Below are 17876 nucleotides of genomic sequence, written 5' to 3' on the forward strand. Positions count from 1 at the left end.
TGTGGATAACTCATCCGTGTCGGTGGCGCCGGGGAGCTCTCAGTCCGTGAGGAGCGACATGTACGGGCCGAACTCCGATGCCAGGGTCAGGCGGCCCAGTTTCTGGTATTCGCGTTGTACCGCGTGGATCAGGTCAGACATTGTCACCGGCTTGCCCGACTCGGCGGCCAGGTAGGCCGCCGTCACCGCCACCGAGCGGATGTTGCCGCCCGACAGTTCGAACGAGTCCGCGCAGAAGTCCAGGTCCAGGTCCGTGGTGCGGGGGAGGACCGGGCCCAGGCAGCGGTCCCAGAGGGCGCGGCGGTGAGCCGGATCAGGTACGGGGAAGTCGATGACCAGGTCCAGGCGGCGGGTGAAGGCGTCGTCCAGGTTGGCGCGGAGGTTGGTGGCCAGGATGGCCAGGCCGTCGAAGGTCTCCATGCGCTGGAGGAGGTAGGCGCTCTCGACGTTCGCGTAGCGGTCATGGGCGTCCTTGACCTCCGAGCGCTTGCCGAAGATCGCGTCGGCCTCGTCGAAGAGCAGTACGCCGTTGATGCCGGCCGCTTCGGAGAAGATCCGTTCCAGGTTCTTTTCCGTCTCGCCCACGTATTTGTCGATGACCGTGGCCAGGTCGACCGTGTAGAGGTCCAGGCCCAGGTCCGCGGCGATCACCTCGGCGGACATGGTTTTGCCTGTGCCCGAGTCGCCCGCGAACAGGGCGCTCACGCCCCTGCCCCGGCCGCCGCCCGGACGCATGCCCCACTCGCCCAGGACCCGGTCGCGGTGGCGGGCGCGGGCGGTGAGTTCGCGGAGTTGGGTGAGCGTGTCCGGTGGGAGGACGAGGTCGGACCAGGTCACCTCCGGTTCTATGCGGCGCGCCAGGCGGTCGAGGCCCGCCGCGTTCTGCGAGCGGGCGCCGGCGCGGATGTGGTCCGGGTGGAGGGTGCCGCCGTCCAGCATCGCTGCCTGGGAGGCACCTTGGGCGGCTCTGGCGATCTGGTCCGGGGCGAGGAGGAAGGGAGAGAGGAGGTGTGTGAGGTTCAGGTCCGGGGGGATGGGTGTGGGGTACGCCTGCGTCCAGAGGGTGGCCCTTGTCGTCGGTTCCACGCGGGGGGCGTGCAGGAGCAGGGGTGGGCGGGAGGACCATGCCGCGTCCCACGGCATCCTGCCGATCAGGACTGCGGGGACCGGAACGTCTGTTACCAGGCGGATCGTCTCCGTCTTGTCCGGTTCCCGGGTCAGGGCGTCGAGCGGTGCGCACACCAACCCCGAGGCGGTGAGTCGGGCCTCCCGTGCGAGGACGCGTATCGCCTCGGCGGGGTTCGGGTCGTGGGCCAGGCGGTCGAGGTCGACGCCCAGGACACCGTGGCCCGCGTGGGTTAAGGCGGAAGAGGCGAGCGTCGTCCCCGCGCCGCCCTGCTCCTCACGGAGGTACGCGAGTGGGACCCCGTTCGCGAGGGCACGGGCGAGTCCGGACGGGTCGCCGACGCCGGGGACGTCCTGCCAGGGGACGAGTAGGTCCACGATGCGTGGATCGGGGGTGTCGTCGCCGAGAAGGTGGGCCGTGACCCGGTCGGGGACGCGGAGTGCGCGGGCGAGGAAGGGGCGGTCCTGGTCCTCTACGAGCAGGAGGCCGCCGGCGCGGAGCGGTGCCTGCGGGGACAGGCGTGACCTGGCTCCCGCGTCCGCCGCGGACAGGCCGCACAGGCCGAGGGCGAGGCCGGTGGTGGGGCGGCGGCGGGTGACGTCGTCGTTCAGGTAGCCGTAGAACTGCTCGAAACGGTCGTCCAGGTCCGGGACGAGCGCGATCAGCAGGATCTCGGTGTCCAGGGCGGAGAGGCCGAAGTCGCGGGCGAGGGTGCGTAGTTGGACGGGGTGGCCTGCCGCTTCCGCTGCGTCGGCGCGTGACTCCGCTTCGGCCAGGAAGGCCGCGTCCGTGTCGTCGGGGGCGGTGACCGTGAGGTGGCGGCCGTGTTCCAGGAGGCGGTGGATCGTCTCGTCGCTCAGGTACAGGCCGCGGAACGCGTCGTCCGGGGCTGGGTCCGTGAGCTGCCGGGCGTGTACCGCCCGCCGTACGCGCTGTTCGACGAGGATCGCCCGGTCGAGGAGGTGGCGCAGGCTGGGGTCGGAGGCGTCTGTGTCTGTCGACGAGGCACGAGGGTTCGCGGGCAGCGTCATTCCGTGGCCTCTTCCGCCACACGCGACGCGATGCCGCCCCGGCGGGCTCCGTACACCGGCAGGTTGGCGCCGCCGGGCGTCCGCTGGGTGGGGCCCGAGGGCGCCGACGGGTCCGGGGGCAGCTCGCCGAAGCCGAGCTGTACGCCCTCCTCTCCGACCTGCGGGCCCGCCGGATAGACCGGGGACTCGGTGACCGGCACGCTCACCACCAGGTCGAGCGAGGGCTTGAGTTCGCCGCCGAGGGCGCTCCACACGTCGGCGAACGACCGGTCCTCGGGTGGCGGCAGGGCGACCGACATGGGGACGGAGACGCCGATCTCGCCCAGTGTGCCGGTGAGTTGGTCGGGAGGCAGGGCCTCGTACCGCAACAGACACGACAGGAGCGACGAGAGCAGGCGGTGTTCGTCCTCGGGGCGTCTGGTCCACGCGGTGATGAGATACGACAGCTTGAAGTAACGCGGCGGGCGGCGCCGGGCCACGATGGTGCCCTGTTCGTCGTACTCGTTGAGCAGACCGCGTTCGCGGCGGCGCATGTCCTCACGGATGTCGTACAGGTACAGGTTGACGGTGGGGGCGTTGACCTTGGCGGCCCAGTCGCGGGTCGGGGCGTCGAAGACCACCGTCACCTGGCCGCCCGCCAGGGCGTCCGTCCGGAACATCGTGCGCAGCGCCTCGTCGACCTCGTGGATCATCGTCAGCCCTCACCTCCGGCCCGCGAAGTCGGGCGGCTGGAGGCTGCCCTGCACGATCAGCACCGGTTTCGTCAGCCGGTCCAGGCCCGGCACCTGGGCGCGGAGCGTACGCGGCCCGAGTCGATCCTTGCGCAGCACCAGCACCTGTGCCTCGAAGGTGCCGTCCCGGCCGACCCGTACGGCCGACTGCGCCGCCGTGATGCCCGGGTTCCAACTGAGCGCGACCGTACGGCCGGGCGGGAAGTCCTTGCCGCGGGCGATCACCACATCGCCGGTCCTGGCCACCTGCGGTGTGACGGTCAGCTTCGGCTGGAGAATGCGGATGCGGGCCGTGTCGGTGTTGTTCGCGCGCCGGGGGTCGCGTGGGGAGCCGGTGACCGAGGCGCGGACCTCACCGCTGACGGCACTGCTGTAAACGGCGCTCTGTGTGACGGTGACGCGTCCGCCGGGCGCGATGGTGCAGGGCTTCGCCCGGGTGCAGTTCGACAGGGCGGACAGGGTGCGCCTGCCGGTGCTTCCGGCGTGCGGCCAACTGGTTGTGACTACGACGTTCTTGGCCGTCTTCGGGCCCGCGTTGGTGAGGGTGAAGCCGACCCGTGTCGTCGGGCCCGTGTAGTTGGGGACGGGGGACGCGGTCGCGGCCGTGACGGCGATGTCCGCCTCGTTCGGTACGGGAGCCGGGGCGACCGTGAAGGTGGCCGTGTCGGTGCCCGTATTGCCGGACGAGTCGGTGGCGGTGCAGGTGACGGTGGTGGTGCCGATGGGGAAGCGGGAGCCGGAGGCCGGGTCGCAGGTGACCGGCAGGGTGCCGTCGACCGCGTCCTGGGCGGTGGCGGAGAAGTCGATGACTGCGCCGTTGCTGCCGGTGGCTTCGACGATGCGGTCGTCGACCGTGACGACGGGGGCGGTCACGTCATTGACGGTGATGGTGATGTGCTCCTGGTAGTCCTCGGGGGCAGGATCGCCACCACCTCCGCCACCACCTCCGTCACCACCGTTCTGGCCGCCGGTCCGGTCGCCTCCGGTCTGGCCTCCGGTCTGGTCCCCTCCGACCCGGCCTCCGGTCTGATCCCCTCCGATCTGACCGCCGCTCTGGGTACCGCCGGTTCCGCCGTCGGAGCCGGCGATGGTTCCACCGTTCGTGGTACCGCCGCGCCCGTTGCCACCGTCCGTGGTCCCGCCGCTCCCGGTGCCACCGCTCGTGGTGACGCCGGCGACCACACCGCCGATGACGGCCGGCTTCCGGCCGTCGTCAGTGCCACCGACCAGACCGCCGAGCGCCCCGCCCACAGAACCACTGTCCGCCGCACCGCCCTCGGACGTGCCACTGGTCGTACCGCTGTTGCCGCCGCTGTCCCCACAGCCGTAGGAGCCGCTGATGGCGCCGCCGAGTACTCCGGCGACGAGTTCTCCGCTCCGGCCGCCGTCGGCTCCGCCGACGCCGCCGGCCGCCGGCCCGGCGATGGTGCCGTCGCCGCAGCTGCCGGATCCGCTCGTCACCCCGCCGGCCGCCCCACCGACGAGGCCTCCGTTCCGGCCGCCGTCGCTGCCGCCGACCACGCCGCCGATGGCCCCGGCGATGGTTCCGGCGGCCGATCCGTCGCTGCCGCCGCCGTCGGATCCGTCGCTGCCGCCGCTGCCATCGGAGCCGCCCTGGGCGGCGTCCGCCTCGTCGGCGGCATTGCCGGGGGCGATCCTCTGTCCGCGAAACACCCTGGCCGGCGTCACATCGACGGGCGCCTGCCCGCTCGGCGGCTCGCCGTCCAGCAGGAACTGGACGGTGCAGCTCAGGGTCATGCCCTGCGGGGCGTCGTCCGCCACCGTGATCGTCTCGTCGAAGGCGGCGGTCTCTCCGCTCGTCACACGTTGGCTCGGGGGGTTCAGGGTGACGGAGAGGGCGGGATCGCAGCTGACCGTCTGATGGCTGACGGTGGTGGGCAGGTTGGTCAGCCCCTGTGCGACGGTGTCGGCGACCTGGTCCGCGTCGATGTTCTGGAAGAGCTTGCCGCCGGTGGCCTGGACGACCTTGGTCGCCTCGTCGGGGTCATGGGTCGGTTCCCGGTTCTGCGCGGGGCCGTTGCCGTTGTCCCCGTTGCCGTCCAGTCCGTCGCCGAGGTCCGTCGCCACGTCCACGCCGATGACCCGCACCCCCACGTTCGTCAGGGCGTTGACGGCGTCGGTGAGGGTGTGCCCCTTGCTGGGATCGTGACTGGAGGCGTCGCCCACGAGCACCACGACGGGGCTCGCGCCGTCCCGGAACACGGTCTTGCCTCCTGCCCCGTTGCCGATCTGCCACAGGGCGTTGATCCAGTCCTCCGCGGGCCCCGGACTGTAGTCACCTCGGTCGGCGGTGAGTTGATCGACGCCTCTTTGTACGGCGCCCAGGTCGTCCGTGAGTTCCTGGAGCACCGTGAAGACGCGGTCTCCGTCGACCAGCTGATCCCCGAACGTGGCCACCGCGAAGCGGGAGTCGGGCTGCTCCTCGCGCACCCGGTCGGTGATCCTGCTCAGGTTCGCCTGGACGTTGTCGATGGTGGGCTGCATGCTGCCCGTGCCGTCCACCAGCAGGACGACGTCCGGCCGGGGCGGGACCACGGGCGTGCGGACCCGCTTGGCCACCGTGAGCGAGCCGCCCGGGTCGAGCGGCTCGTCCACGACGGCGGGGGTCACCGTCGGCTCCGGGACGACTGCCGGAACGCCGTCGGCGGCACTCACGACGCCGCCGATCACCAGGAGCAGTACGGCGGTCAGCAGACCGATGCGGACTCCATGAGGACGTGCACCGGCAGGTGGGTGAAAGCGCCGCAATCCCCTGACAGAACGCACTGAACACCCCACTCAGGATTCCCGACCGGCCCAGTCGGCTCCGGACTCTCGCGATCGGCGCGTTTGGTCTCCCACCATCACGGATCGCCGGCGCGCGCTGCAGCGGGGTACGAGCCAGCCTTTCGGGAACAGCCGGCTGCCCCATGAGGCATTGCACGCGCTATCTGCGCCTGCAATGCCTCAAATCAACCCCTGGCGCAGGGCGTACGCCACCGCGTGCGAGCGGTTGCGCAGACTCAGACGGGACATGACGGCGTGCAGGATGTTTTTGATCGTGCGTTCGGAGTAGGAAAGCTTTACGGCGATATCGGCGGTGTCGTACCCCTCGGCCACCAGTCGCAGTACCTCGATCTCGCGAGCCGACAGACCGGTGAAGCTGAGCCCGTGCGGTGCGAGCACCTGTCCCTGGAGCCGCCCGACCTGTTCGAGCAGGCTTCCGAGCAGGTCGGGTGGCACCCGGCCCTCACCCTTGGCCACGGAGCCGATCACCTGCGCCAGGCGTTCCGGCGTGGCCTCGGAGCGCCGGACGACGCCGAGGAAACCGCATTCGGCGGCGTTGACCAGTTGCTGTTCGTCGACGTGGGTGGTGACCAGTACCCCCCGCGCGGTACTGGTCCGGTGGATCTGGCGTAACAGTCGTAACGCGTCGTCATCGATGACGTCGAGGACGACGACCACCACCTGCGGCCCGTCCTCCCCGTCCCATTCGACGACCTTGACTTCGGGTCGGGTGCGTAGCTGGCTGGCCACTCCGGCCTGCGACACCGGGTCCTGGGCGCGTAGCGCCACTGTGATGCGCTCTCCGTTCGTCTGCAACACGTCGCTCCCCCTTTTTTTTGGGCAACTGAAGGAGAACGCCATGGAGAAATGAAAAGATCGCGAACATGAAATCATCACGATTCATCCACGTGGGTCCCCCGTTACCGGCCGACTACAGTAATGCCCTTGATTCACCGAGGTAATTGCTCAGGGCTCTCAGGGCATCGGGATTGCCCGAAAGTGTTCCTGAGTGGCCGGTCCTGACGGGTCGCGGCTGACCATACGGTGCGCGACATGAGTGTTTCGGCAAGCCTGGACGAGTCTTCCGTCACCGTTGAGCCCGGCGGCGAAGCGGATCTTCCGGTGCAGGTGCTCAACTCGGGGAACGTCGTCGAGGAGTGCCGGTTCGAGGTGGTCGGGCCGTGCGCCGACTGGGCCACGGTGGAACCGGAGAGCCTGTCGCTCTACCCGGGCTCGACCGGCAGCGCCACCGTCAAGCTGCGTCCGCCCCGCACCTCGCGGGTGGCGCCCGGCGAGACACCGCTCGGGCTGCGCGTCGTGCCGACGACCGACGGCGGCGAGACGGTGATTCTCGAACGGAGCGTGACGGTACGGCCGTTCACCGAGATCACCTCGGAACTGGTGCCGCCCGCTTCGAACGGCGCGTGGCGCGGCCGGCACAAACTGGCCGTGGACAGCAGGGGCAACACGCCCGTCACGATCGCGCTGAGCGCCCGGGGAGCAACCGAACGATCGCGGCTCGCCTTCGATCCCGCCGAGGTGGAGATTCCGCCCGGCCAGGCCAAGTTCGCCACCTTGACCGTGCGCCCTGCCAAGCGGCTGTGGCGCGGCACGCCGATCACCCATCCCTTCCAGGTGGCGGCGACTCCCCGGGTGCAGGAGGGGCAGGACCCGTACGAGCCCGTGGTCCTGGACGGCTCCTACGAGCAGCAGGCCATCCTGCCCCGCTGGCTTCCCCGTGTCCTCGCCGTGGCGGTGTTGGTGGCGGCGGCGTTGGTGGGGCTCTGGTACGGGGTGCTGCGGCCCACCGTGCGATCGGCCGCCCGTGAGGCGGTCACCCCGCAGGTCGTCGCGTCCGCGGCACGGCAGGGGAACGCCACCCCGGACGGCGGCGGCAAGAACGGACAGGGGCAGGGGGCGTCCAGCGGTGCCGGGAGCGGAAACTCGGCCGGCTCCGGCTCCGGCTCCGGCTCCGGCGGCGCGTCGCCGTCCCCGCACGCCAGCGGGAGCGCCAAGCCCGGTGAGCCCGGTGGGCCTGGTGAGCCCGGCGGGCCCGCGGTACCGGCGAGCGCCCGGGTGCAGGTACGGTCCGCGGTGGACGGCGGCGCCACCCGGCGGACCGCGTACACGGTTCCGAAGGGCAAGACCTTCGAGCTGACCGACATGGTGGTCCAGAATCCGCAGGGCGACGCGGGCACCCTGGTCGTCTCCACCGACGACGGACAACTGCTCAACCTGGCGCTGGAGAACTTCCGCGACTCCGACTACCACTTCGTCACCCCCGTCCAGGTGCGGTCGGGAGGCCGGGTCACCATCACCGTGAGCTGCCGGGAGGTGGGCAAGCCGGTCAGGGCCCCGGCGCCGTCCCGGTGCTCGGAGTACCTGTTCCTCGGCGGCAAGACGACGGTGAACACGAAGGCCGACGGCTGACCCGGTTCGGGCCCGCGGAACACCGGAAGGGACGCGCGATACCGGCCGGAAGGGGCAGGGGATCGTCATCCCCTGCCTCTCGGACGTGCGCTCGGACGCCCGCACCGGCAGGATCATGCCTCGGGCGCGGGCTCCTCCTCTTCCTCGGTCCCGCCCTCCGCGGTCCGCTGCACGAACGCCCCCTGCACATCCGCCGGTTCCTCCTCCTCGTCGGCAGCCTGGCGCTGCACCGGGGCGGTGCCGGCGGGAGCGGGCGACGGTACCGCCTGAGGGGATGCCACCTCGGGCGCCGGGGCAGGAGCGGCCAGCGCGCGCTCGGCGTTGGCCGACGCCTCCTGCTCGAAGCGGTCGGAGGGGTCGCTCACCCGGATCCCGCCCGGCGCCTCCGTGCCGTCCACCGGGCCGCTGCGCTGCTGGATGACATGGGTGAGCTCATGGGCGAGCGTGGTACGTCCCTGGTGCGAGGAGAAGTCGTAACTGTCCCTCTGGAAAACGATGTTGTCGCCGACCGTGTAGGCGTGGGCGCCGATCTCCTTCGCGGACTCGTGTGCCGCCGACCCGGTGTGCACGCGTACGGAGGAGAAGTCGGCGCCGAGCCGGCCCTCCATGTCCGTGCGGGTGTCGGTGTCCAGGGGCTCACCGCCGCCGGACGAGAGCACGCCGTGGACACTGGAACGCGGCTCGCGGTGCTCCGGTTCCGGTTCGGCCTCCCGCTGGAGCGCCGCGCCGACCGCCGCGTTGCCGACCGTCCGCTGAAGGGTGGTCATCCCGGAGCGGCCGATCACGTCCGTACGCCCGGTGGCGGCGGCCTTCAGCAGATGCGGAAGCTCCGCCGACGCCTGGTCGCGGCTCTCCCGGCCTGCCTTGACGGACTCGTCGTGCTCGTGGTCGTGTCCCTGATCGTGTGCACGCATCTGCCGCTCCCCGCGGAATGCCGGACGTCCGCCTCAGCGTCCAGCGTCGCGGGCGGTGCCGGGACCCGTCCAGGCCCGGCCGTACCGGGAAGAGGCAGCGAGGGCTGCCCTTTCGGGCAACGCCCCTGTCGTTCCGGTCACCAGTACTGCGGGCGCCGTTCGAAGAGCAGGGACACCCTCTCAGCACACACCGGTCCACACCGGTCCGATCTTGCCTGCAGCGTACTGGCCGCCACTGACAGCCCGGCTTCCTTTGCCCACGGTCCGGCTTTCTAGGATGTCCTTTCGTATCCGGGAGGGGATCACATGACAGTGAGCGGTGCGGACGAGTTGTCGGAGAAGGAGTTCCGACAGCGGCGAGCGGACTGGCTGGAGATCAGGGTCGGGGACCTCGCAGCCGTGCTGGAGACCGCCGGCCCCCAGCTGTACAAACTGCTTCCCACCGATCTGGGCGACCAGGCACTGGTCGCGGCGGTGACGGTCGCGCGGGTGGCGGCCGACGAGGCTCGGGCCCAATCCGTGGGAGAGACCGTCCGCTGGCTGGAGCGGCTGATCCCCGGGGGGCACCTCCACGATCTGGAGGGAGCGGTACGAGAACTCCGGTCCCGGCTCGCGGCGAGCGGCGAACCGGCCCTGTGGTCCTGGAATGCCGAGGGCTGGGAGGAGATGCTGCTGTGGCGGTGGAGGCGGGCCCAGCCGCGAACCGGTGACCCGGCCGCGGACTTCGCGGGTTGGCGGGCGCGTTGGTCGGCGGAGATCCCGTGGAACGGTGAGATCGACCATCCGGAGTCGATGCCACGCCGACATGGCAGGCAACTCCTCACACCCACCGAGTTCTTCGTCGGAGAGCTGGAGCCGCTGCGGCTTCTGGCGCAAGCCGTGCTGGACGCGCCCGGCACGGCCGCCGTGGTCCAGGACGCGGTGCTGCTGCGGGAGGAGCACCTTCAGGGCGCGGGGCACCTGGTGTGGCTGGCCGAGCAGCAGGCCCGTGTCGAACAGCTCGAAGCGTGGCGCCGCGGACATCAGGCCACGGGATCGGAGGCCACCCGGGCCTTCCTCGCGGAGCTGTCCGAAGCGGTCAAGCGATACATGTCGCTCGTACTCCAGCCGGTCATCGACGCCCTCTCCGCGTGTGAGCGGACCCTGCTCGGTGACAGCAAGCACGGTGCGCGGCGCTCCGCTGCCGACTACCTGGACGCGTTCCTCGACGCGCAGGAACAGCCCGGCGAGGATGCCTGGCGGGACGAGCGGCTCGGCGCGGACGTCGAACAGCAGGCGCGGGAGCGCCATGACCTGGGTGAGACCACCTGGCATGGCATGCTCGGCACGGTTCCCGTCTGGTACCGCGTGGTCACCTCTCGGGAGGAGCGGGCGGCAGCGCTGGCCTACTCCGGGAAGCCGTCGGCGTCCGTCGTGCGGGTCAGGACCGGCGCGGCGACCCAGAGCCTGCTGACCGACCTGTTCGGTTTCGGGGGCCCGGGGGACGAGCACGAGGAGTGGTACCCCGAACCCGGCATCGTGATCGACTACGTCCCGGACAGCGCCTTCGACGTGTGCGCGCTGTTGGCGGTCACCCAACTCGGCCACGCGCGGCTGGAGTTCCTGGTGCGGAGCGCCGACGGGAGCTTCCAGCGTCTTCGCTCGGTGCGGGCGCGGGTCCGTGGGGACGACACCGTCGCCTGGCGGCGCTGGGCCCTCGAGGTGCTGGCGGAACTGGTCCCTGACCCGGAGGATTTGGCGGAACTGATTGCCCGGGAGGACGACGACGGCACGGACGAGAACGAAGGGGCGGACGCCCGGACACGCGCCGACGACCGTACATCGTCCGACTCCGGCACGCCCTGGTCCGGCCCCCGGCCCGCGCGCGACGGACTGCCCGAGACGCTGCTCGGCAAGGTCAGGGCGCTGCTGCGCAAGGCGGAGAACCCGGCAGCCACCGAGGACGAGGCCCGCGTCTACCTGGACAAGGCCTACGAGCTCATGGCCAAGTACGGCATCGAGCAAGCCGTGCTCGACGACGTGACCGAGGCGGAGCGGCCGGTGGACCGGATCGTCGATCTCCACCCGCCCTACGTCAAGGAGGGACGTCGGCTGCTCGCCAGGATTGGTTACGAGATGCGCTGCCGGTCGGTGTACCCCGGCGGCAAGGACAACCGTCACCGCGTCCACCTCTTTGGTTTCGAGGCCGACATCCAGGCCACCGAAGTGCTGTTCGCGAGCCTGCGCCTGCAGATGCTGGAGGGCGCGGACCGCGCGGACCGTCTGCACCGCCCTGCGGGTGAGGACGCCCGCGCCTACAAGCGTTCCTGGATGCTCGGTTTCATCCGCGAGGTGACCGAGCGGATCGGTGCCGCCCAGCGGACCGCGAGCGCCGCCGTCGAGGAGGGAAACGAAGCGGATGGGACGGGGGGCCGCAGTGTCGCTCTGGTCCTCGCCGACCGGACGATGGTGGTAGAGGCGCGGCTCGCCGCCCAGTACCCGAAGCTGAACAAGACCCGTCCGACGAAGTTCAAGGGCACCGGCTACTGGCAAGGGGTCTCCGACGGGCGGGACGCCGACATCGGTGGTCCGGCCTTCGACGAGGAGGCCGAGGCTGCCCGGCTCATTCACTGAGCTCACAGGTTGACAGATGCGGGACGTCGTCGTGGGCCGGGGAGATCCCGGCTCGCACCGTCTCGCTACTGCCGCGAGGCCTCCGCACGACGAGAACCCGTCCGAGCGTCAGTGCGTCCTGGAGCACTGGGACATCCTCTGGCATGCCGCTGTTACTCCGGCACCGTGGCCGGAGCCGCCGAAGGCCCGCCAGTGCTCCGTCAGATGTTCAGCCCGCCTGCCGCGAGGAGATCGACCACATCGCTCACCAACCCCCTGCCCATGCCCTCGGCCTGGACGAGTTGTGTCTCGAATGCCCTGAGGTCGCGAAATGCCTCGGCGTACGCCGCCTGCTCCTCCAAAGGGAGTTGGAGTACCTGCAAGCGCCGGATGTCGACGCGTGACGAACTGGAGGCGTGGGTGCCTGCCTGGCGTCCGTTGGAGGGCGCCCGCAGGCAGCCGGCGAGGAAGTGGGCGTCCAGTTTCGTCGGGTCCACGCGCAGGGCGTAGAGCTGAGACCCCAGGGCCATCGGAGGCCCTTCGTGCACCCATGCCTTGAACGCACGCACGACACCGGCGACCACCACGTCGCCCTTCTCGGCGATCGCGGGCGCCGAGTCGGCCGGGACGAGCCCGCTGGGAGCACCGTCTGTCAGCAGATCGGCAACGCTGAGGAGAGGTACGCAGGCATGGCCGGGCGCTGCCGCGCCGTCCAACGGCTGCTGTCCCGCGCGCAGAGACAGGGCACCGGCCTTGACGAGGTCTCCCACGCCGGCCGTGGTCTGCGGCCTGTCGGTGGCGAATCCCAGTTCCGACAGGCGCTGGGCTCGACGGGCCAGGTCGGTCAGCAGCTTCTCCGCTTCCTTCCAGGTCGCCGCGAGTTCGACGCCGGACGGCTCGCTGCTCGCCGACGTATAGCGACCTGGGGTGACATCGACCTCGTCATCCAGGAGTTCGATGAGTGGAACACGGACGGCTCCGTCCGGCAAATACCCGTTCGGGCGGTCGAGGGCTTCCAGGGCGGAGAGGACAAAGGCCTGCAGGGCGTCCCAGTTGGGGCCGGGTTCACGCGTGCCGGTCCTCGCGAAACCCGTCGCGTCGACAAGGAGCGCGTCCTCGCCGGGCATAACGGCACCCGGGCCGTCCGGAGCGGCTCTGAGGATCCACAGCTGGAGTGAGACGCTGTGCGGCTGGGCGCTGCCGGGCGGGAGTGCGACCACTGCTCGGAGCGCGCCGGTACGCAGCAACGAGCCTCGGATGCGCCGGCCGGCCTTGCGTGAAGCAACAGCCGGAGGCAGGACGACGGCGGCTGCTCCGCCGGGCTTGAGATGGGCGAGCAGGTGCTGCACCCAGGCCAGCTCCGGCTCGGTACGGGGAGGCAGGCCGTGTGTCCAGCGCTGGTCGGTGGCGAGTTCCTCGTAGCCCCAGTCACGTTCGTTGAACGGGGGATTGCAGAGGACGATGTCTGCCGGGATCCCGGTGAACGGGTCCTCGCGTAGCGCGTCCGCCGTGGCGATCTGCGCACGGATGCCGTGGTCGTCCGTGACGAAGGCCAGCCGCGCCGAGGCCAGCGCGGCGAGGGCCGGGTCCCGCTCGCACGCCAGCACCGTCAGGCCCGGCCCCGTGTACTCCTGCACCGCGGCCGCCGCCAGATGACCCGTGCCGCAGGCCGGGTCGAGGACGGTGAGTTCCTCGTTGCGCCTACCGATGCGGACGCCGAGCGCGATCCGCGCCATCAGGGCGGCGAGCGGCGGCGGTGTGGTGCTCAGCTGGCGCACATGGGTTTCGAGCCACCGCTGGAGCAGGAACTCGAATGTCGCGCGGGCCCCCTCACTCCGTCCCAGCTTCGCCGCCTCGACCGCCAGCTTCTCGGCTTCCGCTGTGAGTTCGACCCGTGAGGCACGGGAGCGAGGAGAGCGCATGCGGCGGCCTGCTTCGGCGATGGCCAGGCCGGACTCGTCCCGGCTGCCCAGCGCCTCGAATCGGGGCCACAGGAGTTCACGCCCACCGATGGTGTCGAGCTTGCCGTTGTCTCTCAGCCACTGCTCGACCTCCGCCAGAGAGAACTGGGGACTGACGTCCGTGCCACCGATATGCGTGGGGAAGGAGTCGTGACGTCGCCGCCAGTTGCTCACCGCGGCACGCCCCACGCCGGCGATCCGAGCGATCTCGGCGAGGCTGACGGGTACGGAATCGGTTGTACTCATCGGCAGTCTCCGAGGTGCTGGGGCGTTTGTATGCGGGGCGGGCGGTGTACGGGTCTGTGGGGTGGTGGGTGGCTTCGCGTGAGAGGCTACTACGCTCATTGACTTTGTTCACAGTAGAAATATCCGCAACCACTGTGCAGGAAGTGTGGAGGACGGGAGAAATGCAGAGATTCACGCCGGGAACCGTGCTCCTGGACCGTTATCAGCTGACCTCGGTGCTCGGCCGTGGCCTGATGGGGCAGGTGTGGCAGGGGCGTGACCTGCGCCTGGAGCGGCCCGTGGCCGTGAAGACCGTCGCCGCGGACCTGCTCGCCGCCCCCCGGAGCCGGGAAGAGGCGCTGCAGCGCTTCCAGAGGGAGGCGAAGGCGGCGGCGCGCCTCGGCCATCCGAACACGACCACCGTCTTCGACGCGTCGATCACGGACGGTACGTGCTGCCTGGTGATGGAACTGATCGAGGGCACCACCCTCGAGTTCCTTTTCGACCAACAGGAGCATGGACGTTTCGACGTGCCCACGGTCGCCGCTGTCGCGGCCCAACTCTGTGCCGGCCTCTCGGCCGCCCACGCGGCCGGTCTCGTCCATCGTGACCTGAAGACCCAGAACATCATGGTCCGCAGGGACGGCGTCGTGAAGATCCTGGACTTCGGACTGGTGAAGGTCCTGAGCGACACCGACCCGCGCCTGACCATGACCGGTGAGAGCATCGGCAACATCGTGTGCGCCTCGCCCGAACTGCTCTCCGGGCAGGGCCGTCTCGACGGGCGCAGCGATCTCTACGCCGTGGGCTGTCTGCTGCACCACATGCTCACCGGCGAGACCCCCTTCCTCACCGACCAGCCGGCGCTGCTCGTCACGCATCACCTGACCGCCCCGCCGCCCGTGATGGCGGACTCGGGTCTCGCCCTTCCAGCCGGCCTGCGGGAGCTGGTCACCGCCCTGCTCGCCAAGCGTCCGGACGACCGCCCGTCCTGCGCGGCCGAGGTGTACGAGGCCCTCGCCCCCTATCTGCCCGCTCCCTGCCCCGAGTTGGCGACCAGGCCCGGCCTCCCCGAGGACCCCCGTCGCCCCTTCCTGGTTCCGCAAGGGCCGATCCCGGTGTGAGCAGTCCCGGTCGTCCGAGGACCGAACCTCGCACGCGGCAGTGAGAAAATGACCGCGCCGACCGGGTGCGTGACCGCGCCCCGGCCGCAGGGGAGCGAAGGGCGCCGCGGGCGCCGGGACTGGGGACGGGCGCGATGCGGCGAAGCCTTGGACGGTACGACCTCACCCGAGAGCTGGGCCGGGGCGGCATGGGAGTCGTATGGGCGGCGTACGACCGGGGCGACGGCCGCGAGGTCGCGGTGAAGCTCGTCGCTCCCCGCGCGGGCGACGCGGACTTCACCTCACTGGAGCGCCGCTTCCTCCGCGAGGCACGCCTCACCAGCCGCCTGAACCATCCGGGCATCCCCGCTGTCCACGACCACGGCAGCCATGAAGGCGAGCTGTATCTCGTCATGGACCTCATCCCCGGCCGTGCCCTCGACGCCGTGCTCAAGGGCGAGGGCCCTCTCGCCGTCGAGCGCGCCGCGGACATCGTCAGGCGTACGGCCGAGGTGCTCGCCTACGCCCATGCCCAGAACGTCGTGCACCGTGACCTCAAGCCGTCGAACCTGATGATCACGCCCGACGACGACATCAAGGTCCTCGACTTCGGCGTCGCGGCCGCCCTGGACCCGCAACCCGGCGAGACCCGTTTCACCGCGGCGAACGCCACCCCCGGCACCGTGGTGTACATGGCTCCCGAGCAGGCCGTGGGCCAGGCCGTGCCCGCCAGCGACTTGTACTCCCTGGGCTGCGTGCTCTACGAACTGCTGACCGGCGCCCCGCCCTTCGCCTCCGGAAGCCCGTTCATGCTCTACCACCAGCACGCGCACGAGCCCGTGCCGCCGATCGACGAGCGCCGCTCAGGCATACCATCCGGACTGCGGGAACTGGTGGAGGCGCTCCTGGAGAAGAAGCCGGAGGGCCGACCCGCCTCGGCGACGGAGGTGGCGACACGTGCAGCCGCCTGGGCGCCCGCCCCGGTACACCCCTCGACACCGGCGATCCCCCATCCCCGGCTGGCCGAGATCGACCGCCTTCGCCGCTCGGGCCAACCCGCCCGCGCCTTGGGGGAGTACGGCGACCTCCTGGCCGGTGAGGGGCTCGGACGGGCGGACCTACTCGCCGCCCGGGCCGGACACGCCCTGTCCGTGGGTGCCCTCGGCCGCACTCGCGAGGCGCTGGACGAACTGAAGTCGGTTCTCGCCGAGCAGCGCAGCCTCCTTGGGCCGGACGATCCCGGAGTGCTGGAAACCCGGTACGAGATCGCCGTGCTGTTGGCCCGCACGGGCGAGCTCCACGCGGCGAGGGAACTGCTGAAGCGCCTGGCGGACGACGAGGACCGGGCCCTGCCCGACGTCGACCAACGGCACGGACGGGCCCGCGCGCTGCTGGACCGGCTCCGGCGCATCGGCTGAAGCGCGCCACCCGACGCAACACAACTTTGTAATCTGTGTTCACAGTTGACGGGTCGTGTTGTTACCCTCCGATCGCAGCGTTCTGATGGGGAGACAGACCACTGTCTAGGGACGGCTGCGGGAAACACCGAGGGGAACAGCGCCCATGACGCCTGCAGTTCAGCGCGAGACCGAACGGACGGGGGCGCAGCAGCTTCCCGAGGAAGGCAAACTGGTCGAGGTGCGCGGCCAGTCCTGGGTCGTCGCCCGCGTCGAGGCGTCGCCGGCCGGCGACGGCGAAGAGGACCGCCGCAGCGCCACCCTGGTCCACCTCCAGTCCGTCGCCGACGGCCGCTTCGGCGACACCCTCTCCGTCATCTGGGAGGTGGAGCCCGGCCGCCGCGTGCTGCCCGCCGGTTCCCTGCCCGACGCCTCCACCGGTGCCTACGACTCCCCGAACCGCCTGGCCGCGTTCCTGGACGCCGTACGCTGGTCCGCCGTCGCCTCCGCCGACGCCAGAACCCTCCAGGCGCCGTTCCGTTCGGGCGTCGCCGTCGAGCCGTACCAACTGGAGCCGGTCTCCCGTGCGGTCGGCGCTCCCCGCGTCAACCTCCTCCTCGCCGACGACGTCGGCCTCGGCAAGACCATCGAAGCCGGCCTCGTCGTCCAGGAGTTGCTGCTCCGCGGACGTGCTCGCCGCACCATGGTCGTCTGCCCGGCCGGACTCACCCTCAAGTGGCGCGACGAGATGGCCGAGAAGTTCGGCCTGGAATTCACGATCGTAGACTCCGAGCACAGCGCCCGGCTGCGCCGCACCCACGGCACGGCCGCGAACCCCTTCCGCGTCCACCCGCTCACCATCGTCTCCCTGCCCTGGCTGCGCGGCCAGAAGGCCCAGCGCCTCCTCGACGAGGTCATCGGCGCCCCCGAGGAGAGCTCCGACGGCGAGCACAAGCGTTTCTTCGACCTGCTCGTCCTCGACGAGGCCCACCACGTCGCGCCGGCCGCGCCCAAGCAGGTGTACGCCGTCGACTCCCAGCAGACCAAGCTGATCCGGCGCCTCGTCCCGCACTTCGAGCACCGGCTCTTCCTCTCCGCCACCCCGCACAACGGCTACCCCGAGTCGTACACCGCGCTCCTGGAACTCATCGACGACCAGCGCTTCGCCCGCGGCGTCGACCCCGACAAGGAGGCCCTCAAGGACACCGTCGTACGGCGCCTCAAGTCCAGCGTCACCAACGCCGACGGCACGCCCCGCTTCCGTACCCGCAAGACCCTCGAACTCCCCGTCGACTACACCCCGCAGGAGCGCGAGATCCACCAGGTGCTCGGTGAGTTCGCCGAGCTGCGCCGCCGGAAGCTGACGCCGAAGGCCCGTGGCGGGCGCCGCGCCGCCGACCTGGTGACCCTGCTGCTGAAGAAGCGCCTCTTCTCCTCCCCGGCGGCCTTCCTCCACACCGTCCAGGTCTACCTCTCCCACCTGGAGGACTCCGTTGGAAAATGAGCAAACGGGCGGCGTCGGCTTGCTGGGGTCGGCATGATCGTTCTGTTCGTCGGAGCGAGGGGTGGGCTGAGTGTC

The 17876-nt window shown here is 70.6% G+C and carries 11 protein-coding genes; 5 read left to right on the top strand and 6 right to left on the bottom strand.

The genetic code is table 11. The annotated features are described in order from the left end of the window. Window positions 1–39: 39 nt before the first annotated feature. The 4 genes from ACWD5D_RS11210 to ACWD5D_RS11225 form a co-directional block, all read right to left on the bottom strand. Window positions 40–2157, bottom strand: coding sequence for an ATP-binding protein (locus ACWD5D_RS11210; RefSeq protein WP_451372530.1), 2118 nt, complete (start codon window positions 2155–2157; stop codon window positions 40–42). Continuing rightward, window positions 2154–2849 carry a DUF4255 domain-containing protein gene (locus tag ACWD5D_RS11215; protein WP_451372531.1) on the bottom strand — a complete coding sequence of 232 codons (696 nt, stop codon included), beginning with the start codon at window positions 2847–2849 and terminating at the stop codon, window positions 2154–2156. Before ACWD5D_RS11215 ends, ACWD5D_RS11210 begins: the two co-directional genes overlap by 4 nt. A gap of 9 nt (window positions 2850–2858) precedes the next feature. Next, a complete protein-coding gene (locus ACWD5D_RS11220) occupies window positions 2859–5564 on the bottom strand; it encodes an HYR domain-containing protein (protein WP_451372532.1) in 2706 nt (901 codons plus the stop codon). Between the two features lie 291 nt (window positions 5565–5855). Continuing rightward, the gene (locus ACWD5D_RS11225) at window positions 5856–6536 is read right to left on the bottom strand and encodes a response regulator transcription factor (protein ID WP_451372533.1); all 681 of its coding nucleotides are present in this window, start codon (window positions 6534–6536) and stop codon (window positions 5856–5858) included. A gap of 192 nt (window positions 6537–6728) precedes the next feature. On the opposite strand from ACWD5D_RS11225, the gene ACWD5D_RS11230 reads away from it, so the two are divergent. Continuing rightward, window positions 6729–8105, top strand: a complete 1377-nt coding sequence (locus ACWD5D_RS11230) for a COG1470 family protein (RefSeq protein ID WP_451372534.1) — start codon at window positions 6729–6731, stop codon at window positions 8103–8105. Window positions 8106–8218: 113 nt separating this feature from the next. On the opposite strand, the gene ACWD5D_RS11235 is transcribed toward ACWD5D_RS11230, so the two are convergent. Beyond that, window positions 8219–9019: an eCIS core domain-containing protein gene (locus tag ACWD5D_RS11235; protein WP_451372535.1), complete on the bottom strand. Its 801-nt coding sequence runs from the start codon at window positions 9017–9019 to the stop codon at window positions 8219–8221. A 306-nt stretch (window positions 9020–9325) separates the two neighbouring features. Here ACWD5D_RS11235 and ACWD5D_RS11240 point away from each other — a divergent pair, with 306 nt between their 5' ends. Continuing rightward, the gene (locus ACWD5D_RS11240; protein ID WP_451372536.1) at window positions 9326–11632 is read left to right on the top strand and encodes a DUF2786 domain-containing protein; all 2307 of its coding nucleotides are present in this window, start codon (window positions 9326–9328) and stop codon (window positions 11630–11632) included. A 200-nt stretch (window positions 11633–11832) separates the two neighbouring features. On the opposite strand, the gene ACWD5D_RS11245 is transcribed toward ACWD5D_RS11240, so the two are convergent. Continuing rightward, entirely contained in the window at window positions 11833–13818 is a 1986-nt protein-coding gene (locus tag ACWD5D_RS11245; RefSeq protein ID WP_451372537.1) for an N-6 DNA methylase, read from the bottom strand. 161 nt (window positions 13819–13979) lie between these two features. On the opposite strand from ACWD5D_RS11245, the gene ACWD5D_RS11250 reads away from it, so the two are divergent. From ACWD5D_RS11250 to drmD, 3 genes are all read left to right on the top strand, one after another. Beyond that, entirely contained in the window at window positions 13980–14921 is a 942-nt protein-coding gene (locus ACWD5D_RS11250) for a serine/threonine-protein kinase (RefSeq protein WP_451372538.1), read from the top strand. Between the two features lie 134 nt (window positions 14922–15055). After that, a complete protein-coding gene (locus tag ACWD5D_RS11255) occupies window positions 15056–16318 on the top strand; it encodes a protein kinase domain-containing protein (protein WP_451372539.1) in 1263 nt (420 codons plus the stop codon). 145 nt (window positions 16319–16463) lie between these two features. Next, on the top strand, window positions 16464–17801 hold the full coding sequence (gene drmD, locus ACWD5D_RS11260) for a DISARM system SNF2-like helicase DrmD (RefSeq protein ID WP_451372540.1): 1338 nt from the start codon (window positions 16464–16466) through the stop codon (window positions 17799–17801). Window positions 17802–17876 lie beyond the last annotated feature (75 nt).

It is taken from the genome of Streptomyces sp. NPDC002520 (assembly GCF_053595235.1).